General features: G+C 72.4%; 26 protein-coding genes. 13 read left to right on the top strand and 13 right to left on the bottom strand.

The genetic code is table 11. From position 1 onward, the window contains the following. Positions 1 to 314: 314 nt before the first annotated feature. Both AB0J55_RS04870 and AB0J55_RS04865 read left to right on the top strand, forming a co-directional pair. Positions 315 to 818 carry a hypothetical protein gene (locus AB0J55_RS04870; protein ID WP_364242852.1) on the top strand — a complete coding sequence of 168 codons (504 nt, stop codon included), beginning with the start codon at positions 315 to 317 and terminating at the stop codon, positions 816 to 818. Between the two features lie 30 nt (positions 819 to 848). Continuing rightward, a complete protein-coding gene (locus AB0J55_RS04865) occupies positions 849 to 1,250 on the top strand; it encodes a hypothetical protein (RefSeq protein WP_364242850.1) in 402 nt (133 codons plus the stop codon). A 2-nt stretch (positions 1,251 to 1,252) separates the two neighbouring features. Here AB0J55_RS04865 and AB0J55_RS04860 read toward each other — a convergent pair whose 3' ends face one another. Together AB0J55_RS04860 and AB0J55_RS04855 are read right to left on the bottom strand one after the other, a co-directional pair. Further along, positions 1,253 to 2,956, bottom strand: coding sequence for an AMP-binding protein (locus AB0J55_RS04860; RefSeq protein WP_364242848.1), 1,704 nt, complete (start codon positions 2,954 to 2,956; stop codon positions 1,253 to 1,255). Positions 2,957 to 2,966: 10 nt separating this feature from the next. Beyond that, entirely contained in the window at positions 2,967 to 3,809 is an 843-nt protein-coding gene (locus AB0J55_RS04855; RefSeq protein WP_364242846.1) for a crotonase/enoyl-CoA hydratase family protein, read from the bottom strand. Positions 3,810 to 3,946: 137 nt separating this feature from the next. On the opposite strand from AB0J55_RS04855, the gene AB0J55_RS04850 reads away from it, so the two are divergent. Then, the gene (locus AB0J55_RS04850) at positions 3,947 to 4,822 is read left to right on the top strand and encodes an alpha/beta fold hydrolase (protein ID WP_364242844.1); all 876 of its coding nucleotides are present in this window, start codon (positions 3,947 to 3,949) and stop codon (positions 4,820 to 4,822) included. A gap of 12 nt (positions 4,823 to 4,834) precedes the next feature. Beyond that, positions 4,835 to 5,374: an AAA family ATPase gene (locus tag AB0J55_RS04845; RefSeq protein ID WP_364242842.1), complete on the top strand. Its 540-nt coding sequence runs from the start codon at positions 4,835 to 4,837 to the stop codon at positions 5,372 to 5,374. Here AB0J55_RS04845 and cobA read toward each other — a convergent pair. The 7 genes from cobA to rpmB form a co-directional block, all read right to left on the bottom strand. Further along, a complete protein-coding gene (cobA, locus tag AB0J55_RS04840) occupies positions 5,371 to 6,591 on the bottom strand; it encodes a uroporphyrinogen-III C-methyltransferase (protein ID WP_364242840.1) in 1,221 nt (406 codons plus the stop codon). The genes AB0J55_RS04845 and cobA overlap by 4 nt on opposite strands. Before the next feature lie 47 nt (positions 6,592 to 6,638). Next, entirely contained in the window at positions 6,639 to 8,504 is a 1,866-nt protein-coding gene (locus tag AB0J55_RS04835) for a hypothetical protein (protein ID WP_364242837.1), read from the bottom strand. Continuing rightward, positions 8,501 to 9,562 carry a MoxR family ATPase gene (locus AB0J55_RS04830; protein WP_364242835.1) on the bottom strand — a complete coding sequence of 354 codons (1,062 nt, stop codon included), beginning with the start codon at positions 9,560 to 9,562 and terminating at the stop codon, positions 8,501 to 8,503. The genes AB0J55_RS04835 and AB0J55_RS04830 overlap by 4 nt, the downstream gene beginning before the upstream one ends. A gap of 91 nt (positions 9,563 to 9,653) precedes the next feature. Next, positions 9,654 to 9,908: a 30S ribosomal protein S18 gene (rpsR, locus tag AB0J55_RS04825; protein ID WP_364242832.1), complete on the bottom strand. Its 255-nt coding sequence runs from the start codon at positions 9,906 to 9,908 to the stop codon at positions 9,654 to 9,656. Next, the gene (rpsN, locus tag AB0J55_RS04820; protein WP_364242829.1) at positions 9,905 to 10,210 is read right to left on the bottom strand and encodes a 30S ribosomal protein S14; all 306 of its coding nucleotides are present in this window, start codon (positions 10,208 to 10,210) and stop codon (positions 9,905 to 9,907) included. Before rpsN ends, rpsR begins: the two co-directional genes overlap by 4 nt. Further along, positions 10,210 to 10,377 (bottom strand): 50S ribosomal protein L33, encoded by a 168-nt coding sequence (rpmG, locus tag AB0J55_RS04815; protein WP_003091682.1) that lies wholly within the window; start codon positions 10,375 to 10,377, stop codon positions 10,210 to 10,212. Before rpmG ends, rpsN begins: the two co-directional genes overlap by 1 nt. Next, positions 10,377 to 10,613, bottom strand: a complete 237-nt coding sequence (gene rpmB, locus AB0J55_RS04810) for a 50S ribosomal protein L28 (protein WP_360181174.1) — start codon at positions 10,611 to 10,613, stop codon at positions 10,377 to 10,379. Before rpmB ends, rpmG begins: the two co-directional genes overlap by 1 nt. Positions 10,614 to 10,692: 79 nt before the next feature. Here rpmB and AB0J55_RS04805 point away from each other — a divergent pair, with 79 nt between their 5' ends. From AB0J55_RS04805 to AB0J55_RS04770, 8 genes are read left to right on the top strand one after another with little or no spacing between them, the layout of a single operon-like run. Then, positions 10,693 to 11,937 (top strand): GTP-binding protein, encoded by a 1,245-nt coding sequence (locus AB0J55_RS04805; protein ID WP_364242826.1) that lies wholly within the window; start codon positions 10,693 to 10,695, stop codon positions 11,935 to 11,937. Continuing rightward, a complete protein-coding gene (locus AB0J55_RS04800) occupies positions 11,934 to 12,188 on the top strand; it encodes a type B 50S ribosomal protein L31 (protein ID WP_364242824.1) in 255 nt (84 codons plus the stop codon). Before AB0J55_RS04805 ends, AB0J55_RS04800 begins: the two co-directional genes overlap by 4 nt. After that, positions 12,188 to 12,340, top strand: coding sequence for a 50S ribosomal protein L32 (rpmF, locus tag AB0J55_RS04795; protein WP_364242821.1), 153 nt, complete (start codon positions 12,188 to 12,190; stop codon positions 12,338 to 12,340). Before AB0J55_RS04800 ends, rpmF begins: the two co-directional genes overlap by 1 nt. Beyond that, positions 12,337 to 13,407 (top strand): GTP-binding protein, encoded by a 1,071-nt coding sequence (locus tag AB0J55_RS04790; RefSeq protein WP_364242818.1) that lies wholly within the window; start codon positions 12,337 to 12,339, stop codon positions 13,405 to 13,407. The genes rpmF and AB0J55_RS04790 overlap by 4 nt, the downstream gene beginning before the upstream one ends. A gap of 51 nt (positions 13,408 to 13,458) precedes the next feature. Beyond that, a complete protein-coding gene (locus AB0J55_RS04785) occupies positions 13,459 to 13,893 on the top strand; it encodes a MarR family transcriptional regulator (protein WP_364242815.1) in 435 nt (144 codons plus the stop codon). After that, positions 13,890 to 15,560, top strand: coding sequence for an MFS transporter (locus AB0J55_RS04780; protein ID WP_364242813.1), 1,671 nt, complete (start codon positions 13,890 to 13,892; stop codon positions 15,558 to 15,560). The genes AB0J55_RS04785 and AB0J55_RS04780 overlap by 4 nt, the downstream gene beginning before the upstream one ends. Further along, complete coding sequence (locus AB0J55_RS04775) at positions 15,557 to 16,297, top strand: dienelactone hydrolase family protein (RefSeq protein WP_364242811.1); 741 nt, start codon at positions 15,557 to 15,559, stop codon at positions 16,295 to 16,297. Before AB0J55_RS04780 ends, AB0J55_RS04775 begins: the two co-directional genes overlap by 4 nt. A gap of 11 nt (positions 16,298 to 16,308) precedes the next feature. Then, positions 16,309 to 16,581 (top strand): DUF6295 family protein, encoded by a 273-nt coding sequence (locus tag AB0J55_RS04770; protein WP_364242808.1) that lies wholly within the window; start codon positions 16,309 to 16,311, stop codon positions 16,579 to 16,581. Positions 16,582 to 16,619: 38 nt separating this feature from the next. Here AB0J55_RS04770 and AB0J55_RS04765 read toward each other — a convergent pair whose 3' ends face one another. The 3 genes from AB0J55_RS04765 to AB0J55_RS04755 form a co-directional block, all read right to left on the bottom strand. Continuing rightward, complete coding sequence (locus tag AB0J55_RS04765) at positions 16,620 to 18,041, bottom strand: aminotransferase class V-fold PLP-dependent enzyme (protein WP_364242807.1); 1,422 nt, start codon at positions 18,039 to 18,041, stop codon at positions 16,620 to 16,622. Next, entirely contained in the window at positions 18,028 to 19,341 is a 1,314-nt protein-coding gene (locus AB0J55_RS04760) for an MFS transporter (RefSeq protein WP_364242804.1), read from the bottom strand. Before AB0J55_RS04760 ends, AB0J55_RS04765 begins: the two co-directional genes overlap by 14 nt. Positions 19,342 to 19,457: 116 nt before the next feature. Then, entirely contained in the window at positions 19,458 to 20,009 is a 552-nt protein-coding gene (locus AB0J55_RS04755; protein ID WP_364242802.1) for a TetR/AcrR family transcriptional regulator, read from the bottom strand. Positions 20,010 to 20,091: 82 nt separating this feature from the next. Between AB0J55_RS04755 and AB0J55_RS04750 the strand changes: the two genes are divergently transcribed. Further along, positions 20,092 to 20,832 (top strand): SDR family oxidoreductase, encoded by a 741-nt coding sequence (locus AB0J55_RS04750; protein WP_364242799.1) that lies wholly within the window; start codon positions 20,092 to 20,094, stop codon positions 20,830 to 20,832. A 12-nt stretch (positions 20,833 to 20,844) separates the two neighbouring features. Here the strand turns inward: AB0J55_RS04750 and AB0J55_RS04745 are convergent, their stop codons facing one another. Then, complete coding sequence (locus AB0J55_RS04745; RefSeq protein ID WP_364242796.1) at positions 20,845 to 21,870, bottom strand: LLM class F420-dependent oxidoreductase; 1,026 nt, start codon at positions 21,868 to 21,870, stop codon at positions 20,845 to 20,847.

The following is a 21,870-nucleotide window of genomic DNA, read 5'->3' as shown; positions in this document are numbered from 1 at the left end:
CTCTCACGGATCTCGGGACGGGTGTCGGGGACGGGGAAGCTCGTCGGCTCCCACCAAGATCTTCGGCTCGCCGGGCCGGATTGTTAACGGGAACGGCCGGAATTAGACCGATCGATTCTTGATCGCAGCGGGAGGTTTCGGAGCGTGAACGGAATGTTAACTGTCCATTGTGGACACCAATTCGGCGGCCACCGGACCGGGGCGCCACGCCGCTGGAGTAATCTCCGGCACACCCGTGGGCGCGTCGGTCCGCGGGGCCCCGGCCCGGATGGGCCAGAATGACCGGGCCAGCCAGCCGGGGAGGAAGGATCGCGGTGCCCCACCCGACCACCACGAAGACGTGGCTCGTGGCCTGCCTCGCCCTGCCCGTGCTCGCGGCCTGCTCCGGCGGCCCGGCCGCGCAGGCGCCCCCGGCGCCGCCCTCCTCGACCGCCTCCGCGCCCGCGACGACGCCGACCGGCACCCCGCCGCCCCCGCCCGCCGCTGCGGACGGCTCCGAGGCGCCCGCTCCGGTGTCCAAGCCGTCCGGGCCGCCGCCGTCGGTGCCCGGCTCCTGCGGCACCGTGACCGCCGCCAGCGGGCTGACGCTCTACGTGTTCGACAGCGGCTCCGCGGGCGTCAGCTGCGCCGCCGCGACGAAGCTCGTCGGGGACTTCCACCGCAAGATCGCCGGGCGCCAGGGCGCCGGCTCGAACGACGCGGTGAACGAGACCGTCGACGGCTGGCTGTGCGCCTCCGGGCCGCCCGCCGCCCAGGGCGGCACCACCTGCACCAAGGGCGAGCAGACGGTGTTCGCCGCCGTCGTGCCGTCCGAGTGAGAACCCGTTCCGTCCGCTCCTGAAGGGCCCATGAAGACTCTCGCGTACCCCCTGCTGCTCGTCGCCGCGACCGCCGCACTGGCCGGTTGCGGTGGTGGCGACCCGGCCCCCGCCGCGCCCTCCTCCTCGGGGGCGGCCGTGCCCGCCGCCGCCGCGGCGGCCGCCTCGACGGCGCCCGGCGTGCCGTGCGGCGACGTCACCGGCGCGGGCGGCGCCAAGACGGCGGTCGTCGCGCACGGGAAGGTCGACTGCGCCGCGGCGAGCCAGCTGCTGAAGGACTACTTCGCGAAGCTGACCCCGGCCGAGGCGAACGACGCCGACGGCCCGGGCCCGATCGCGATCGGCGAGTGGACGTGCGGCAGCGGGGCGAACGACCCGGTGACCGCCTGCTCGACCGAGGACGGCCGCCAGGTCGAGGGCACCCGCAGCTGACGTCAGGACTTCAAGTCGGGGAAGTCCTCTTCGCGGTACTCGGTCCCTTCGCCACGCTTCGGGTCGCTCTCCCGCCCGCGGAGCTCGACGCGGCGGATCTTGCCCGAGATCGTCTTCGGCAGCTCCGCGAACTCGAGCCGCCGGATCCGCTTGTACGGCGCCAGGTGCTCGCGGCAGTGCGCGAGGATCGACCGCGCGGTCGGCGCGTCCGGCGCGAAACCGGCGGCCAGCACGACGTACGCCTTGGGCACCGCGAGCCGGATCGGGTCGGGGGCCGGCACCACCGCCGCCTCCGCCACCGCCTCGTGCTCGATCAGCACGCTCTCCAGCTCGAACGGCGAGATCCGGTAGTCCGACGCCTTGAACACGTCGTCGGTGCGCCCGACGTAGGTGATGTAGCCGCGTTCGTCGATCGAACCGACGTCCCCCGTGTGGTAGAAGCCGTCCGCGAAGGCCGCCGACGTGCGTTCGTCGTCGTCGGCGTACCCGGTCATCAGGCCCACCGGCCGGTGCGCGAGGTCCAGGCAGATCTCGCCCTCCGTCGCGCGCTCGCCGCTGACCGGGTCGACCAGCGCCACCACGAAGCCGGGCAGCGGGCGGCCCATCGACCCGGGCACGACCTCCTGGCCCGGCGTGTTCGCGATCTGGACGCTGCTTTCGGTCTGGCCGAAGCCGTCGCGGATGGTGACGCCCCACGCCTTCTCGACCTGGTCGATCACCTCGGGGTTGAGCGGCTCGCCCGCGCCGACGACCTTGCGCGGCGGGGTCTTCAGTGCCGTCAGGTCGGCCTGGATGAGCATCCGCCAGACCGTGGGCGGGGCGCAGAAGCTGGTGACGCCGCACCGGTCCATCTGCGCCATCAGGGCACCCGCGTCGAACCGGCTGTAGTTGTAGAGGAACACCGTCGCCTCGGCGTTCCACGGGGCGAAGAAGTTGCTCCACGCGTGCTTCGCCCAGCCGGGCGAGGAGATGTTCAGGTGGACGTCGCCGGGTTCCAGCCCGATCCAGTACATCGTGGACAGGTGGCCCACCGGGTACGAGACGTGCGTGTGCTGCACCAGCTTCGGCTTGGCCGTCGTGCCGGAGGTGAAGTAGAGCAGCAGCGGGTCGCCGGCCTTCGTCGGGCCGTCCGGGGTGAACTCGGGCGACTCGGCGAACGCGGCCGAGTACGGCTGCCAGCCCTCGACCGGCTCCCCCACCGCGATCCGCGTGTAGTCACCCTCGACGCCGTCGAACTTCGGCGCGTCCACCGAGCGGACGACGACGTGCTTCGCCGCGCCGCGCTCGACGCGGTCGGTGAGGTCGGCCGGGCCCAGCAGCGTCGACGCCGGGATGATCACGGCGCCGAGCTTGATCGCGGCGAGGATGGTCTCCCACAGCTCGCCCTGGTTGCCCAGCATGAGGATCAGCCGGTCGCCGCGGCGGACACCGAGGCCGCGCAGCCAGTTGGCGACCTGGTTGGACCGGCCGGACATCTCCGGGTAGGTCCAGCGGTTCTCGCGGCCGTCCTCCTCGACGATCCACAGCGCGTACCGCTCCGCGTTGGCCGGATCGTGCGCGACCACGTCGAACCAGTCGATCGCCCAGTTGAACTCGTCGAACTCCGGCCAGGCGAAGTCGCGGTACGCGGTGCCGTAGTCCTCGCGGTGGGCCTGCAGGTAGTCGCGCGCCACGCGGAACGCGTGGTGGACCTCCGAAGCGCTCACGCCATACCTCCTATTCGCCCTTGAACTCCGGCTTGCGGCGCTCCATGAAGGCCTGGACCGCTTCGCCGAGGTCCTTGCTGGGCAGGAACGCCGAGTTCCACGCCGCGACGTACCGGAGGCCGTCGGCGACCTGGCGCTCGGTGTTCGCCGCCAGTACCTGCTTCGTACCCTGCACCACCAGCGGCGGGTTCGCAGCGATCTCGCCGGCGAGTTCCCGCGCGGCCTTCAGCAGCGCTTCCTGGCTTTCGTAGACGTCGTTGACCAGGCCGATCTTCTCGGCGCGGGCGGCGTCGACGTCCTTGCCGGTGAGGGCGAGCTCCCGCAGGTGGCCCTCGCCGATGATCGAGGCGAGCCGCTGCAGGCTGCCGAGGTCCGCGACGATGGCGACGCGCACCTCGCGGACGCTGAACTTGGCGTCGGCGCTGGCCAGGCGGACGTCCGCGGCGGCGATGACGTCGACGCCACCGCCGATGCACCAGCCGGAAACGGCCGCGACGACCGGTTTGCGGCATTCCGCGATCGAGCTGACCGCCGCCTGCAGCGACCGGACCTGGTCGAGGAAGGCCGTGCGCGGGCCGGCCAGGTTGTCCCCGCCCAGCATCGGCGCCCAGTCGCCCATCATCGCCGGCAGGTCGAGGCCGTAGGAGAAGTGCGCCCCGCTGCCGGTGAGAACCACGGCCCTGACCTGCGGGTCGGCGTCCAGCGTGCGGAACACCAGCGGCAGCTCGCGCCAGAAGTCCGGGCCCATCGCGTTGCCCTTCGACGGGCCGAGAAGCGTCACTTCGGCCACAGGGCCGTCGACGTCGACCTTGAGGGAGACGAGGTCGGGCAGACTGTCAGCAGTAGCGGTCATGGGGTCATCTTGACCCATGCCCGCGGCGACCCGCCATTGGCACCTTGTCAATTGACCCGCGCGTCACTGTGCCAACCCGGTCGGGGGATGCTTTCCTGAAAGGGACTCACACCACGACACGGGGAGGACGGTGGGACATGAGCCCGGCCAGTGCGACCGCGATCGAGCCCGGACCGCCGCCCGCCCCGGTCCGGCGGGCGTCCCGCCCGATCGAGCTGACCGGCTCGTTCGACCACGAAGGCCACCGGCTCTGGTACACCGAGTTCGGCAGCGGTGACAAGGTCGTCGTCCTCACGCACGGCATCATGCTGACCCGCCGGATGCACGCCCCGCTGGCGCGCCGGCTGGCCCGCGCGGGGTTCCGGGTGATCACCCTGGACCTGCTCGGCCACGGCGACTCCGACCGGCCGACCGAGTCGTGGCTGTACTCGATGCCGTCGTTCGCCGAGCAGACCCTGGCCCTGCTGGACCACCTCGACGTCTCGTCGGCCGTCATCGGCGGGACGTCACTGGGGGCGAACGTCTCGCTGGAGGTCGCGGTCCTGGCGCCTTCGCGGGCACGCGGGCTGATCGTCGAGATGCCGGTGCTGGACAACGCGATCGTCGCCGGGCTGGTGACTTTCGCCCCGCTGCTGATGGCGGCCCGGTTCCTGCCGTTCACCGTGCAGGCGGTGGCGCTGGCGGCGTCGTTGGTCCCGCACGGCAACCAGTGGATCGACGTCGTCACGGACACGCTGTCGCAGCGCCCGGCCCCGATGGCGGCGCTGCTGCACGGGGTGCTGTTCGGCCGGATCGCGCCGCCGAAGGCGGTGCGGCGCAGGATCACGACCCGGGCACTGGTGATCGGCCACCAGGGCGACCCGATCCACCCGTTCGGCGATGCGGACACCCTGGCGGTCGACATGCCGGACGCGGAGTTCGTCCAGGCCCGCAGCCCGGTCGAGCTGCGCCTCGACCCGACCCGGCTGTCGGACGCGATCCGCGATTTCGCCGCGAGCTGCTACGAAGACTGACATGCTTCGCCCATGCCTTTGGTGTGGGTGACCGGCAACGCCGGAGCCGGCAAGTCGGCGGTCTGCGCCCTTCTGAAGGAATGGGGCGAGTTCGCGGTCGACGCGGACGAGGAGGGTTACCACCACTGGGCCGACCGGACGACCGGCCAGGTGGTCACCGACCCGCCCGACCCGGTGCCGTCGGGCTGGCTCGACCGGTTCGGGTGGCGGATCGACCGCGCGAAGGTCGAATCCCTGGCGGCCCGGACGGCCGGCGGGATCGCGTACTTCTGCGGCTGCCCCGAGAACCACGAGGACGTGCGGGATCTCTTCGACCTCGTGATCTGCCTGGTGATCGACGAGGACACGCTCCGCCACCGGCTCCGGACCCGCACGTCGAACAGCTTCGGCAAGCACCCGGAGGAACTGGCCGCGGCCCTCGGCGACAACGCCTACCGGCACCCCGGCGCCACGATCGTCGACGGCACCCGCCCCCTGACCGAGGTCGCCGGCGCGATCCTCGCCGAGGCAGCACGCGTGCTGCCTCGGCGGGACGCGCGAGGTTCCTCTTAGGACACCGGGGCGAGGCCGGCCACCGGGCCGATCACGATCACCGCGGGCGGGCGGACTCCCGAGGCCGCCGCGTCGGTGACCACCGTGTCCAATGTGGACCGCAGCGAGCGCTGGGTGCGCATCGTGCCGTCCTCGATGATCGCCACCGGGGTGTCCGCCGGACGGCCGCCGTCCAGCAACGCCTTCGCGAACTGCGGGAGGCGCTCCACGCCCATCATCAGGACGATCGTGCCCTTCATCCGGGCCAGCAGTTCCCAGTCCACCAGGGACCGGTCGTCGCCGGGGGCCACGTGGCCGGAGACCACCACCACCTCGTGCGCCACGCCGCGGTGGGTCACCGGGACGTCCGCCGCCGCCGGGACCGCGAACGCGCTCGTGATGCCCGGCACCATCGTCACCGGGACGCCCGCCTCGGCGCAGGCCAGCACCTCCTCGAACCCGCGGCCGAACAGGTAGGGGTCGCCGCCCTTGAGGCGGACGACGAACTTGCCCTCCTTGGCCCGCTCGACCAGCGTGCTGTTGATCACGTCCTGGCTGGCCGCGCGGCCGTACGGGATCTTCGCCGCGTCGACGATCTCCACCTCCGGCGCGAGCTCGTCGAGCAGCTCGCGGGGCGCCAGCCGGTCCACCACGACGACGTCCGCGCGCGAGAGCAGCCGGCGGCCGCGGACCGTGATCAGCTCCGGGTCGCCCGGGCCGCCGCCGACCAGGGCCACGCCGGGCAGGGTGCCCTCCGGGTGCGGGGTGCGGCCGTCCTCGATCGTGCCGTTGTGCAGGCCGTCGAGCATCGAGTCACGGACCGCCGCCGAGCGCAGCGGCTCGCCGCCGGAGAGCACGCCGAACAGCAGGCCGCCATGCCGCCCGGACGCCGGGGTCACCGCGGAACCGGACTCCCCCTCGTCGGCGCGGACGCAGAACACCCGCTCGCGCTCGGCCTCTTCGCAGACGGCGGCGTTCACCGACGGGTCGTCCGTGCAGGCCAGCGCGTACCAGGCGTCGCGGAGGTCACCGGGCTCGTAGCGGCGCTCGTGCCAGACCAGCTCGCCCGCGTCCACCATCCCCTGCACCGATGGCGTCGTGTGCGGTGACACCAGTTCGACGCGGGCTCCCGCGCCGATCAGCCGGGGCAGCCTGCGTTGCGCGACCGTGCCGCCGCCGATCATCACGACGCGGCGGCCGGTGAGCTGGAGGCCGGAGAGGTAGTGCGGGTCGTCCATGGCCCGGAGTTTATTGGCGGTTCACCCCCGCGCCAGCCCAGCGTGGGTCATGCCACGCGGAACACCGGCCCGCGGGCCACGAACGGCAGCCGCGCGCCCCGCGGCACCAGGTACGCGTGCTCACGCCGCGGCCGGACGTGGTCGCAGTACGCGTCGGTGATGATCAGGATCGGCCCGTCCGCCGGGAAGTCCGGCGCCCGCTGCAGCAGGTCGACGCCGGGCTGCAGGATCGTCCCGCCACGGCCCCGCACCTTCACGCGGCCGGCGATGTCCTCCACCGCGAGGTACCCGGCGTCGTAGGCGACGGCGTCGCAGAACACCACCCGCGCCGCCGGCACGTCCCGGGCCAGCGCGTAGGACGCGATCGCGCCCAGCGCCTTGCCGAGCAGCTCGGCGTTCATCGACCCCGACGTGTCCAGCACGACGCCGAAGGTGACGCGCCGGTCGAGGCGTTCCGGCCGGACGCGGCCCGGGCGCGGGATGTCCGGCGTCGACGACTGGCGGCGGGACGCCCGCGCGTAGCTGCGCACCGGCAGCTCCACCCGGACGTGCTCGTCGAACCAGCGCGCCAGCTGCGCGTCCCACGGCAGCGGCGGGTGGTCGAGCGCGCGGATCTCCTGCTCCAGCCCGAGCGGCAGCAGTCCGCGGCCCTGGGCGTGGTGGTACTCGAGGCCCTGGGTCAGCGCGCGGCGGTAGAACTCGTCGAGGTCGACACCCTGGGCGCGGGAACCCCACGGTACCGGGCGGGAGCTCCGCTTCGACGACCGGCGCTGCGCCGCCTCCGGCTCGGACAGCCACTCGCCGAGCACGTCACCCGCCTCGCGCGAGCCCGGTGTCCGCAGCTTGCGGGCCCGGCGGAGGTCCGTGGTCAGCGTGTCGTACACCGACTCCGCGGACATCCCGGTCAGCTGCTGGTCGTGCAGGAGGCCGTCGGGCAGCTCGCCGACGCCCATCGCGACCAGCCAGCCGTTGATCACGTAGTCGCAGGCGACGTTCCACAGGTACGGGTTGCGGCCCAGCGCGCGGCGATCGTGCCGCAGGGCCGCGTGCAACATCTCGTGGGCCAGCACGAACCGCCACTCCTCGGCGCTCAGCGCCGCGCCCGGGTTGACGTAGATCTCGCCGTGCTCGGCGTCGACCGCCGCGAGGGCGATGTCCCAGACGCGGACGACGTCGGCGTCCACGACCAGGGTGAACCCGGCCGCCACCGCGCCGAGCAGCGGGAACGACGAGACGAACCACGACAGCGCCCGGTCCCACTCCCCCATCGCCCGCCGGTGCCGCGTCTCGCCGCGCGCGTCGGCGGCACGTTCCATGGCCTCGGTGGCCGAGGCGATCAGCCCGCGGGCGAACCGTTCGGTCCACGGCGTCGGCTTCCCGTGGTACTGCAGCTGCCAGCGGCTCATCGCGCGCGCCAGCCGCAGGCACGGACCCGGGCCGCCGGCGAACGGCTCGGGAACGCCGGTCTCGCGCCACACGCGGGTCAGCGCGAGCTCGTCGGTCCCGGGCAGTTCGGGCAGGTCGACGACGGGCGTCCCGACGCGCACCGCCTCCGCGAACCGGTGGACGGCCACGCAGCAGGCCGTGGCGTAGACCGGGTCCACGTCGTGGCCGGGCGTGATCGCCTCGGCCTCGGTGAGCCGGTCGTCGTCGAGGTGGCCGAGGCCGAGGTGCAGCAGGAGGTGTGCGAACACCCACGCCCACTCGTCCGCCTCGGCGTCGCGGCCGCGGTTCGCCGTGATCACCCCGCGGTCGTTCACGACGGCCCAGCCGGCGCCGGCGCTCTCCGGGCTCAGGTTCGCGCCCCGGGCGAGGTGGTCGAGGACGGTGTTGGCGCGCACCGCGGCCCAGCCGTCGGCGATCGCCTTGTTCCGGCGCTCGCGGCGCTTCGATTCGGCGCGGGCGTTGCTCATGCGCGGGCCGCCACCAGCCGCGGCAGGTCGCGGGCGGCTTCGACGAGGAACCACGAGGGCAGCCGCGGGTGGCCGGTTTCGTCGTCGGCGATGACCAGCTGCGCCATTTCCAGGGAGATTTCGGCCAGCTCGACCAGGAGGCTCTTCGCCCGGAACGCGAACTGGCGGACCGCCGCCGACGCGTGCCGCTTGTCCGCGGGCAGGTCCTTGACCAGCCGCGCGCGGAACGTCTCGGCGAGGAAGTAGAGCAGGTCGCGGTCACCCGCCTCGGCGGGCCAGCGCGCGTCGCCCTTGAGGATCGCCTCCAGGTCGAAGGCGTGCCGGGCCACCTTGAGGTACGCGCGGAACGCGCCCGCGTGCGCCGGGGTGAGCGTCGCGTACGCCAGCAGGGCGACCGTCTCGTCGTCGGCCGGGTCGCCGGCGGAGTGGAGCAGGTCCGAGAGCATGTGCCAGGACCGCGGCGTCGAGAACGGCTCCTCGGTCTTCGGCGGCGGGCTCCACAGGTGGTCCGGGCGCTGGGTGAGGTACTCGAGCACCCACGGGTGGATGCCGTTCCCGGCGGCCCAGGCGAGCCAGTCGCCCGGTGCGGCCCGCAGGTGGACGTGCACCAGGCGGTTGACCAGGGCCGAGGCCATCGGCCGGGCCAGGGCCTGGTCGGTGGCGCGGTTGCCGGCACCGATCACGACCGAGCCCGGCGGCAGCTCGTAGGAGCCGATGCGGCGGTCGAGGATGAGCGAGTAGAACGCCTTCTGGACGTCGGGGGCGGCGGCGTTCAGCTCGTCGAGGAACAGGCAGTACGGCTCGTCGCGGGCGATCTGCTCCGGCGGGCAGAACCGGCTGCGGCCGCCCGTGATCTGCGGGACGCCGATCAGGTCCTCCGGCGCGAGCTGGGTGCCCAGCAGCGAAACGCAGTGAAGGCCCAGCGACGCCGCGAACTCGCGCACCAGCGAGGACTTCCCGATCCCGGGCGCGCCCCAGAGGAACACCGGCCGGACGACGGCGGTGGTCAGCAGGAGCTCGGGCAGCCGGGCGGGCGTGACCGTGAGCTGGGCGTGCAAGCGTGGACCTCCTGGTGGTCAGGACATCCCGTGCGACGCCCCCGTTCGTGCGCCCATGGTCGCGCGCCGCCCGGCTTCGCGCATCCGAATTTCAGCTCGCGCGGCCCGCGGACGGGTACGGCAGCAGGGCCATCTCGCGCGCGTTCTTGATCGCCGTGGCGACCTGTTTCTGTTGCTGCGGCGTCAATCCCGTCACGCGGCGGGCGCGGATCTTGCCACGGTCGGAAACGAACTTCCGCAGCAGGTCGACGTCCTTCCAGTCGACGTGGGTGATCTTGTTGGCGTGCAACAGGTTCACCTTGCGCTTGCCCGGACGGTCGCGGTGCGGCTTCGGCATCCGGCTCACCAGCTCGACTTCGCCACGCCGGGAAGTTCGCCGCGGTGCGCCGCCTGCCGCATCTTCACCCGCGACAGCCCGAACTTCCGCAGGTAGCCGCGGGGACGGCCGTCCGCGGCATCCCGGTTGCGGATGCGGGTCGGGCTCGCGTCGCGCGGCAGCTTCTGCAGCGCGACGACGGCGTCCGCCTTCTCGTCCGGCGACGACGCCGGAGAGGCGATGACGGCCTTGAGCGCGCGGCGGCGTTCGACGTACCGGGCGGCGATCACCTTCCGCTGCTCGTTCTTCGCGATCTTCGACTTCTTGGCCATCAGCGCTCTTCCTTGAACTCGACGTGCTTGCGCGCGACCGGGTCGTACTTGCGCAGGACCATCCGGTCCGGGTCGTTGCGGCGGTTCTTCTTCGTCACGTACGTGTAGCCGGTGCCCGCGGTGGACCGCAGCTTGATGATCGGCCGGACGTCGGTGCTCTTCGCCATTACAGCTTCACCCCCTTCGCCTTCAGCTCGGCGACGACGGCCTCGATGCCGCGCTTGTCGATCGTCTTCATGCCCTTGGCGGAGACGCGCAGCCGCACCCAGCGGCCCTCACCGGGCACGAAATAGCGACGGTTCTGCAGGTTCGGCTCCCACCGCCGGGACGTGCGGCGGTGCGAATGCGAGACCTGCTTGCCGTAGCCCGGCTTGCGGCCGGTGACCTGGCACACGGCGGACAAGGGCCCTCCCGAGTTGATAGTGGTTTTCATTTCCATGTACTGTAGCGCACCGCACCCCGCCCGCATTCCTGGAGCCCCTGTGACCCACCACCCCCGCGTCCCGCTCGTCCTCGTGAGCGGTCTGGCCGCCGGACCGAACGCCGCGCTCGCCGAGCTGCTGTGCGTGGCCGAGCCCGGCACCGCCGTCGTCCACCACGACCTGCGCGAGATCCGCTCCGGCGTCGTCCGCCGCCGGCTGCGGCTCGCCGAGCGCGACGAGCTGACCGTCCTGGAACTGGCCCACGGTTGCGTCTCGTGCACCCTGCGGGAGGACCTGCTCCCGCTGCTGCGGCGGCTGGCCCGGCGGCCGGAGGTGACCCGGATCGTCGTCCGGCTCGACGAGGCCATGGAGCCGGAGCCGGTGAGCTGGGCGATCCGGAACGTCCTGGTCGGCGACCACCCGGTGGGCGACGACGTCGACCTGCGGGCCGTCCTCACGGTGGTCGGCTGCGCGACCTGGCTCGCCGACGCGACCGGCGACGACGAGCTGGCCGACCGGAACCTGCAGGGCAGCCCCGAAGACGAGCGCACGGTCGCCCAGGTCGCCCTGTCCCAGGTGGAGTTCGCCGACGTCCTCGTGCTGGCCGGCGCGGCCACCGACGCGTGGAGCGCCGCGAAGGCGGCCGCGGTGCTGGACCGGGTGGCGCCGTCGGTCCCGCGGGTCGAGCTGGCGCGGATCGACGGCCACAGCGTGCTCGACGCGGTCCCGGCGGACGCCCGCCGCGGCGAGGTCACCGACCTGCACGGCGCCCTGCTGCGCGGCGAACCGCCGCTGCACCCCGACTGCGGCATCGGCCTGCTCGTCTTCACCGCGCGGCGGCCGTTCCACCCGTCGCGCCTGCACGACGCGCTCGACGTGCTGCTCGACGGCGTCGTCCGCACCCGCGGGCGCGCGTGGGTGGCCGGCCGGCCCGACGTCGCGTTCTGGATCGAGTCGGCGGGCGGCGGGCTGGGCCTCGGGCACGCCGGGCCGTGGCTGGCGTCGCCGGACGGTCCGGAGTGGACGGACGTCTCCCCCGAGCGCCGGACCCTGGCGTCCCTGCGCTGGGACCCGGTGCACGGCGACCGTGCGCAGGAACTCGTCGTGGTGACGGACCAGACAACCCCGGACGAGATCGACGCGGCCCTGCGCGGCGCTCTACTGACCGAAGAAGAGCTCGCGGCAGGACCGGAAGCTTGGCGCCACTACCCCGATCCGTTCGGGGACTGGCACGAGGAACCGTGCGAGGACACCGAACCCGGCCCGGCGCGGCACTCCGCGGCGAACCGAAAGGAAGAACGATGAAGACCGGAATCCACCCCGACTACCACCCCGTCGTGTTCAAGGACTCGTCGACCGGCGACGCTTTCCTGACCCGGTCGACCATCACCTCCGACCGGACCGTCGAGTGGTCCGACGGCCACACGTACCCCCTCGTGATGGTCGACATCAGCTCGTGGTCGCACCCGTTCTGGACCGGCACGCAGCGGATCATGGACAGCGCCGGCCAGGTCGAGAAGTTCCACCGCCGCTACGGGAAGCGGGGCAATCGCTGATGGCCGTCCCCAAGCGGAAGACGTCCCGCAGCAGCACGCGGTCCCGGCGGTCGCAGTGGAAGGCGGCTGTGCCCGATCTGGTGCCGATCAAGGTCGACGGCACGGTGCAGCTGGTCCCCCGCCGGCTGATGAAGCACTTCCACGCGCGGTGAGCGTTCCGGTCACCGTCCTGTCCGGCTTCCTCGGCGCGGGCAAGACGACGCTGCTGAACCACATCCTCGCCGGCCGGGCCGGGCTGCGGGTCGCGGTGATCGTCAACGACATGAGCGAGGTCAACATCGACGCCGCGCTGGTCCGGTCGCAGGAGCGCCTCGTGGAACTGACCAACGGGTGCATCTGCTGCACCCTGCGGGAGGACCTCCTGGAAGAGGTGGCGGCGCTGTGCGCGGACGGCCGGTTCGACCACGTGCTCATCGAGTCGAGCGGCATCTCCGAGCCGATGCCGGTGGCGGCGACGTTCACGTTCCTGGACGCCGTCGCCCACCTCGACACGATGGTGACGGTGGTCGACGCGGCCACCTTCGCCCGCGAGCTGGCGGCCGGCGACTCCCTGGTGGAACGCCGGCTCGACCAGTACGAAGGCGACGAGCGGACGGTCAGCGACCTGCTGATCGACCAGATCGAGTTCGCCGACGTGCTGCTGCTGAACAAAACCGACCTGGTCTCGTCCGCCGGAGCGGACCGGCTGGTGGCGACCCTGCGGCGGCTCAACCCGGCCGCCGACGTCGTCACGGGCCGCTTCGGGCAGGTGCCCCTGGAGCGCGTCTTCGGGACCGGCCGGTACGACGCCGCCCGGGCCCAGGAGGCGCCGGGCTGGGTGGCCGAGCTGAACGGCGACCACGTGCCGGAGACCGAGGAGTACGGCATCTCCAGCGTGGTGTTCCGCGCTTCCCGGGCGTTCGATCCGGTGGCGCTGGGGCACTTCGTCACCCGGCGGCTGGATTCCGGCGAGTTCGGGACGGTGCTGCGGTCGAAGGGGTTCTTCGCGCTGGCGTCCCGGCCCGGGGTGACCGGGCTGTGGTCGCAGGCGGGCACGGTGGCGCGGTTCGAACCCCAGGGCGTGGCGGAGGCGCCGCGGCAGGAGCTGGTGTTCATCGGCGTCGACCTGGCGGGCGAGGCTTTGCTGGAAGCACTGCGGGACTGCCTCGGGGAGGCGACCGGGCCGGACCCGTTCCCGGCGTGGGACCCGGTCCACGTCCATCCCGTACCCGCGGTCTGACCGGTTCGTCCGGGTTGATCAACCCAGGTTTATCAGTCTAGGTTGACGATCGTGACGGACGAGGAACTCCTCCAGGCGAGCGCCGATCTCCGCGTCGCGCTCGGGCGGCTGGTCCGGCGGCTGCGCCAGGCCTACGTCGCCGGCGAACCGACGCTGCCCGAACGGTCGGTCCTGTCGCGGCTCGACCGGGAGGGCCCGGCCACGCCGGGGTGCCTCGCCGACCTGGAACGGGTCAAGCCGCAGGCCATGGGCGTCACCCTGGCCGGGCTGGTCGAGCGCGGCCTCGTCGAACGGCGCAAGGACGACTCCGACGGCCGCAAGGTGCTGATGTCGGTCACCGAAGCCGGCGTCAAGCTGCTCACCGACCGCCGCTCGGCGACCACCCGGCAGATGGCGGCGGCGCTCGCCGAGCAGTTCACCGAAGCCGAACAGCGCGAGCTGATCGCGGCCATCCCGCTCATCGAACGGCTGGCGGACCACCTGTGAGCTACAAGTGGATCGCGCTGTCCAACACCACGCTCGGCGTGCTGATGTCCGCGCTCGACGGCTCGATCGTCATCATCTCGCTGCCGGCGATCTTCCGCGGCATCGGCCTCGACCCCCTCGCGCCCGGCAACATCGGCTACCTGCTCTGGATGATCCTCGGCTACCTGCTGGTGCAGGCCGTGCTGGTGGTGACGCTCGGGCGGCTCGGCGACATGTTCGGCCGCGTCAAGATGTACAACGTCGGGTTCGTCGTGTTCAGCGTGGCGTCGGTGGCGCTGTCGTTCGACCCGTTCCACGGCGGCAGCGGGGCGCTGTGGCTCATCGGCTGGCGGATCGTGCAGGCCGTCGGCGGGTCGATGCTGACGGCGAACTCGGCGGCCATCCTCACCGACGCCTTCCCCGCGCACCAGCGCGGGATGGCGCTGGGCGTCAACCAGATCACCGCGCTGGCCGGGCAGTTCCTCGGCCTGGTCGTCGGCGGCCTGCTGGCCGAGATCGACTGGCGGGCGGTGTTCTGGGTCAGCGTGCCGTTCGGCCTGCTCGGCACGATCTGGTCGATCCGCAGCCTCCGCGAGGTCGGGACGCCGCAGCGGGCGAAGGTCGACTGGGGCGGCAACATCACCTTCGCGGCCGGGACCGCGCTGGTCCTGGCGGCGATCACCTACGGCATCCAGCCCTACGGCGGCGCCGCGACCGGCTGGGGCAACCCGTGGGTGCTCGGCGGGATCGGGGCCGGGGTGCTGCTGCTCGTCCTGTTCGGCGTCATCGAGACGCGCGTGGCCGCGCCGATGTTCCAGCTCTCGCTGTTCAAGATCCGGGCGTTCGCCGCGGGCAACATCGCCGCGTTGCTGACTTCGGTGGCTCGTGGTGGCATGCAGTTCATGCTCATCATCTGGCTGCAGGGGATCTGGCTGCCCCTGCACGGCTACGACTACGAGCAGACCCCCTTGTGGGCCGGGATCCACCTGCTGCCGCTGACCGCCGGGTTCCTGGTCGCCGGGCCGGTGTCCGGGTACCTGTCCGACCGGTTCGGGGCGCGGCCGCTCGCCACCGGTGGCCTGCTCCTGGTCGCGGTGGCGTTCTTCGGGCTGCTGGCGCTGCCGGTGGACTTCCCGTACCCGGCGTTCGCGGCCCTGCTCGTCCTCAGCGGGATCGGCCAGGGCATGTTCGCGGCGCCGAACACCTCGGCGATCATGAGCAGCGTCCCCACCGAACAGCGCGGGGTCGCCTCCGGCATGCGGGCGACGTTCCAGAACTCCGGGACGTCGCTGTCGATCGGCGTGTTCTTCTCGCTCATGATCGCCGGCCTCGCTTCGTCGCTGCCGCAGACGCTCACCGGCGGCCTGCAGGCCCACGGCGTCCCGGCGCCGGTCGCCGACGGCGTCGCGCAGCTCCCGCCGGTCAGCACGCTGTTCGCCGCGTTCCTGGGCAGCAACCCGGTCGGGCACCTGCTCGGCCCGGACGTCCTGGCCGGCCTCTCCCCCGCCGACCGGACGGCGCTCACCGGCGGCGAGTTCTTCCCGCGGCTCGTCTCCGGGCCGTTCCACCACGGCCTGGCGGTCGTGTTCACCGCGGCCGCCGTGATGGCGGTCGTCGCCGCGATCGCGTCCGCCTCCCGCGGCAAGCGGTACGTCCACAGCCCCGAAGCAGCGAAGGAGTCTCAATGACCGACGAAATCGTCGCCGGGACGGTCGCCATCACCGGCCACGGCGGGGACGAGCTCGAGGCCTACCTGGCCAAGCCGACCGACGAGACCCCGCGCGGCGGCGTCGTGGTGATCCACCACCTGCCCGGCTACGACGCGGCGACGAAGGAGATGGTGCGCCGCTTCGCCGTCGAGGGCTACAACGCGCTCTGCCCGAACCTGTACACGCGTGAAGCGCCGGGCGCGGACCCGGACGACGCGGCGGCGACGGTCCGCGCGGCGGGCGGCGTCCCCGACGACCGCCTGGTCGGTGACGTCTCGGGCGCGGCGGACTACCTCCGCGCGCTGGAGAACGCGAACGGCCGCGTCGGGGTCATCGGGCACTGCTCGGGCGGCCGCCACGCCTTCCTGTCCGCGTGCTCCCTGGACCTCGACGCGGCGGTGGACTGCTACGGCGCCTTCGTCGTCAACGACCCGCCGGAGGCCATGAAGCAGATGAAGCCGCTGCTCGGCCTGACACCGCAGCTGTCCTGCCCGCTGCTGGGCATCTTCGGCGCCGACGACCAGTACCCCGGGCCGGACGAGGTGGCCGTGCTGGCGGCCGAGCTGGAGAAGCACGGCAAGGAACACGAGTTCCACACCTACGCGGGCGCGGGACACGCGTTCTTCGCCGTCGACCGCCCGAGCTACCGCCCGGAAGCCGCGAAGGACGGCTGGGAACGGATTCTCGACTTCTACGCCCGCACGCTCACAGCCTGAGAGGACTCCCCATGTGCACCTACCTGACGGAAAAGTTCGCGCTCGAAGGCAGCGGCAAGGGCGCCCGCGGCTGGTTCCGGCTGAACGAAGGCACCGTGTACGTCGACCACCCGGTCCACGCGCCGTACGCGCACACGGTGAACATCGACTTCCGCAACCCTTCCCTGGGCGCTTCGGCCCGGGTAGCTCTCGAACTCACCGAGGAGGACGCCTTGGCGCTGGCGGACGCGATCCACGCGGCGGTCAAGTCCGCGCCCGCCGGCCTGGCCTCCCGCAACCAGTGAGGGGTCGTGAGTGAAAAACAGTGTTAGAACACTGTTTTTCACTCACGAGGGCTGTAGAGGGCGCCCAGGAACTCGAGGAGGAGGCGCTCGCGGAGCGGCGCCGGGGCGGTGGCGAGGAGGGCGTTGATCGGGGCCATCCGGTCCGGCAGTCCCGCACCGGAGCCGAGGCCGGCCGCGGCGAGGAGACCCGCGAACTGCTCCGACGTCAACGTCGCCGGGTCGAGGGCCGCCACGAACTCGGCCACCGCGGGGTCGACGAGCACCGGGCCCGCCGCGCGGGCCGCGTCGACCGATGCCGCCAGGTCGGTCAGGAACTCCTTCTCGCTGCCCTGGTTGGCCGCCGTCACCGTCAGGTGGAGGTTCGCCGGGGACGACTCAAAAGCGAACTGCGGCTGGACGTACCAGCCGCGCACCTTCATCTCGTCGGCCACCGTGAACAGGTCGAAGCCGTCGTCGCCGGTGAACGCGATCAGCGTCGACACCGGGTCGCCCGGCACCCGCAGGCCCGGCAGTTCGGCGATGCCGGAACGGATGCGGGCGGTCGCCTCGCGCGCGGCTGAAGCCAGCTTCAGGTAGCCGTCGGGGCCGAGGTGGTTCACCACCGCCCACGCCGCGGCCAGGGGGCCGCCGGAGCGGGTGCTCTGGATCGTCGTGTTCAGCATCGTGTAACCCGGCCAGCCGGCGCTGGCGAAGTAATGCGTGCGCCGCAGCTCCGCGGACGCGTGCAGCAGCACGGACGTCCCCTTCGGACAGTACGCGTACTTGTGCAGGTCCACCGAAATGCTCGTGACACCGGGGACGCGGAAGTCGAACGGCGGGACGTCCGCGCCGAGGCGGGCGAAGTACGGCAGCACCCAGCCGCCGATGCAGGCGTCCACGTGCATCCGGACCCCCCGCGCGGAGGCGGCCGCGGCGATCTCGGGGATCGGATCGAGCACGCCGTGGGCGTACGACGGCGCGCTCGCCACCGCCAGGACCGTCGAGTCGTCGATCGCCGCGGCCATCGCCGCCGGATCGGCGCGGAACGTCACCGGGTCGACCGGGACGTCGATGCGCCGCAGCCCGAACAGGTGCGCCGCCTTGTGGAACGCCGCATGCGCGGTGGTCGGCAGCACGATCGACGGCGAAGCGATCGAGGGCTGGGCGTCCCGGGCGGCGAGCACCGCCAGCAGGCACGACTCCGTGCCGCCGGAGGTCACCGAGCCGACCACGCCCGGGACGTCGCCGAGCAGCGCCGCCGCCTCGGAGACGAGGTCGTTCTCCATCCGCAGCAGGCTGGGGAAAGCCGTCGGGTCCAGGCCGTTGGCCGACGACGCCAGCGCGTGCGCGGCCGCGCCCAGGGAGTCCACTTCGGACAGTCCGCTGTCGTAGACGTAGGCCAGGGTGCGGCCGCCGTGCGTCGGCAGGTCGCCCGCACGGAGCTGCCGCAGCTGCGCGAGGACGTCCTCAGGCGAGTTCACGCCGCGGCTCCAGCACCGAGCGCCGCAGCAGCGGCAGGGCCAGCGCGATCAGCACCCCGGGGACGATCGACGCGCCGACCAGGATCGCCACGATCGCGCTGTGCGGCTGGAACGCGGTGGCGTCCGTGCTGGACACGTACCCGCCGAACGCCAGGATGAGCGCCCACAGCCCGCCGCCGAAGGCCAGCCCGAGGGTCTCCCCCGCGGTCCACACCCCCGCCGCGATCCCGGCCCGGGTCTCGCCGGTGCGCTCCTCCTCCGCCGTGATCAGGTCCGGCAGGATGGCCAGCGGGAACACCGAGATCCCCGCGTACCCGACGCCGCAGAGCGCCACGAAGACGAACGAGACGACCAGCGGGATCGACTGGGCGAAGACCAGCCCGAGCAGGCCGATCGCGAAGGCCGCGGTGGCCAGGCGGAAACCGTTGAGCTTGCCGACGCGGTCGCCCAGCCGCGGCCACAGCGGCATGGTGACCAGGGCCGGGCCGACGAAGATGACGAACAGGATCGTGCCGTAGCCCTCGCTGCCGAGGATGCGCTGGGCGAAGAACGGGATCGCCGCGAGCACCGTGCCGATGCCGAGCGCCTGGATGAAGTACGTGCCGAGCAGCCACCGGAACGGCCGCCAGCCGGCCAGTGTCCGGACCAGCTCGCCGAGGCGCACGGTGTTCGGCCGCAGCGCGCCGACCGGGGCGTCCTTGAGGCCGAAGTAGACCAGCAGCGTCGCGGCCAGCACGATCAGCCCGATGACGACGGCCATCACGCGGTAGCCGGTGACCCCGCCGATGCCGGTGCTGATGGCGGGGGCACCGCCGCCGCAGATCAGGATCGTCACGGCCAGCACGCCGATGCGGACGCTGGTGAGCTTCGTGCGTTCGGTGGCCGACTCGGTCAGCTCGGCCGGCAGCGCGTTGAACGGCACCTGGAACAGCGCATACGCCGTGGCGCAGGCGGCGAACATGATCGCCACGTACAGCGCGTCCGGCAGCGGGGCGCCGAACCCGGGGTGGGCGAACATCGCGGCGAACAGGATCGCCACGCCGATGCCGCCGAGCAGCAGGAACCGCCGCCGGCTGCCGGTCTTGAGCAGGTCGGCGTCCGACAGCCGGCCGGCGACCGGGTTGAACAGCACGTCCCAGGCCTTCGGCACGAACACGATCGCGGCGGCCCAGCCCGCGGGCACGGCCATCGTGTCGGTCAGGTACTTGACCAGGACCAGGCCGGGGACCGTGCCGAAGGACCCGGTGACGAACGAGCCGAGCGAATAGCGGAATCTCGTCCGGCCGGACAGCGTCGCCATGGTCCTCCTCGAAGGCGTACCGGGTGCAGGCCATGAGTATTCGATCTCGGCGCGCACCCGGTAGTGGTCGAGGGGAATCGTGCCATCGTCGTGACCAAGGCCACGACAGGGGCCCGCTAGGCGCGGAGGCCGTCGACGATCACCGCCACGATCCGGGGCGCCCGCTCGTCCCAGTCGGCTCCGGGGATCCGGGACAGCGCGCCCAGCAGCAGGATGACGTCGGCGGCGTCGACGCCGGCGCGGATCTCCCCGGCGGCCTTTCCCCGGTCCAGCAGCGTTTCGAGGGCCTCGTCGAGCCGGTGGTGCTGACCGGAGTAGAGGTCCTGCCATGCCGGCACCTCGATCGCCGCCATGACACCGCGTTTGACGCGCGCGTATTCGATCAGCCGGTCCAGCCAGCGGGACAGCGCGTCCAGCGGGGAGTGCTCCGCCAGCAGCGGCGCCACCGTGTCGACGAGCTGGTCGAGCTCGGCCCGGTACACCTCCGCCAGCAGGTGCTCGCGGGTCGGGAAGTGCCGGTAGAGCGTGCCCTGCCCGACGCCCGCGGCCTTGGCGACCCGGTGCAGCTTCAGCTCGCCGGGCGCGCCGTTGGACTCGCTCAGCTCCGCCCGGGCGGCCTCGACGATCCGGTCGCGGTTGGCGACGGCGTCCGAACGGCGCTCACGCAAGACCCTGCTCCTCGCTCAAGTGGACAAGTGTCCGGTACAGTGGAAGCCGAACCGGACAGTTGTCAGTTTAGCGAGGAGTGTCATGACCAACGGACTGGACAAGGTCGTCGCGATCACCGGCGCGAGCAGCGGGATCGGCGAAGCGACGGCGGTGGAGCTGGCGAGCCGCGGCGCCGCCGTCGTGCTGGGCGCCCGGCGCACCGACCGGCTGGAAGCGCTGGCCCGGAAGATCCGCGACGACGGCGGCCGCGCGGACCTGCTGGACGTCGACGTGACCCGCCGGGCCGACCTCGAGCGGCTCGTCGCCCTCGCGGTCGAGCGCTTCGGCCGCCTCGACGTCCTGGTGGCCAACGCCGGCGTCGCCCGGATCGCGCCGGTGAGCGCCCTCGACCTCGACGACTGGGACGCGATGATCGACGTCAACCTCCGCGGCGTGCTGCACGGGATCGCCGCCGCGCTGCCGGTGTTCCAAGCGCAGGGCCGCGGGCACTTCGTCACGACCGTCTCGACGTCGGGGCTGAAGATCGTCCCGGCCCAGGCCGTCTACGCGGGGACCAAGAACGCCGTGCGGACGCTGCTGGAAGCACTGCGGCAGGAGTCGACCGACGGCGTCCTGCGCACGACGGCCATCTCGCCGGGGTACGTGCGCACCGAACTGGTCGACTACGTCCAGGACCCCGCCCAGCGCGAGCAGGCGCAGCGGGCGATGGCGGCGCTCGGCATCGCCCCCGAGGCCGTGGCGCGGGCGATCGCGTTCGCCATCGAGCAGCCGGACGACGTCGAGATCGGCGACCTCACCATCCGGCCCACCCGGCAGGGCTGAGCCGGGAGGCCGTCAGCCGAGCGCCCGGGCGATCTTCTCCAGGGTCGCCGCGTCGCCCCGCAGCAGCAGCTGGGTCACCACCGTCTCCTCCCACGCCTGCAGCTCGTCGCGGATCTTCGCCGGCGGCCCGATCAGGGAGGTGTCCTCCACCAGCGACGTCGGGATCGCCGCCGTCGCCTCCTCCTTGCGGCCGGCCAGGTACAGCTCCTGCACCTTGTCCGCGACGTCCTCGTAGCCGAGCCGGGCGAAGACGTCGTGGTGGAAGTTGACGCTCTTCGCGCCCATCCCGCCGATGTACAGCGCCAGCGACGGCTTGATCCAGCTCGCCGCTTCCTCGACGTCGTCGTGCACGATCACCGGCAGGGAGCACGGCACCTCGAACGTCTCCAGGGTGTGCCGCGCGCCCGGCCGCGCGAAGCCCTCTTCGAGCGCGGCCTGGTAGAAGCCGTTGCTCTTGGGCGAGAAGAACAGCGGCAGCCAGCCGTCGCCGATCTCCGCCGCCAGGGCCACGTTCTTCGGACCCTCTGCCGCCAGGTAGATCGGGATCTCCTTGCGCAGCGGGTGCACCGTCGGCTTCAGCGGCTTGCCGAGGCCGGTGCCGCCCTTGAGCGGCAGCTGGAAGTGGTCGCCGTCCAGGGTCACCGGCGCTTCGCGGGCGATCACCTGCCGGACGATGTCGACGTACTCGCGGGTCCGCGCGAGGGGCTTCGGGTACGGCTGGCCGTACCAGCCTTCGACGACCTGCGGGCCGGACGCGCCGAGCCCGAGCACCATCCGGCCACCGGAGAGGTGGTCCATGGTCAGCGCGCTCATCGCCGTCGCCGTCGGGGTCCGCGCGGCCATCTGCACGATGTTCGTGCCGAGCCGGATCCGGCTGGTGGAAGCGCCGTACCAGGCCAGCGGGGTGAACGCGTCCGAACCGTACGCCTCGGCCGTCCACACCGAGTCGAAGCCGAGCTCCTCGGCCTTGAGGACGGCTTCCAGCGCACCCGGGGTCGGGGCGCTCTGCCAGTACCCGAGGTGGAATCCCAGCTTCAC

It is taken from the genome of Amycolatopsis sp. NPDC049688, from assembly GCF_040674975.1.
In the GTDB taxonomy this organism is placed as follows: domain Bacteria; phylum Actinomycetota; class Actinomycetes; order Mycobacteriales; family Pseudonocardiaceae; genus Amycolatopsis.
Note: the sequence above shows the minus strand (reverse complement) of the source record. Positions and strands in the feature narration are given on the sequence as shown.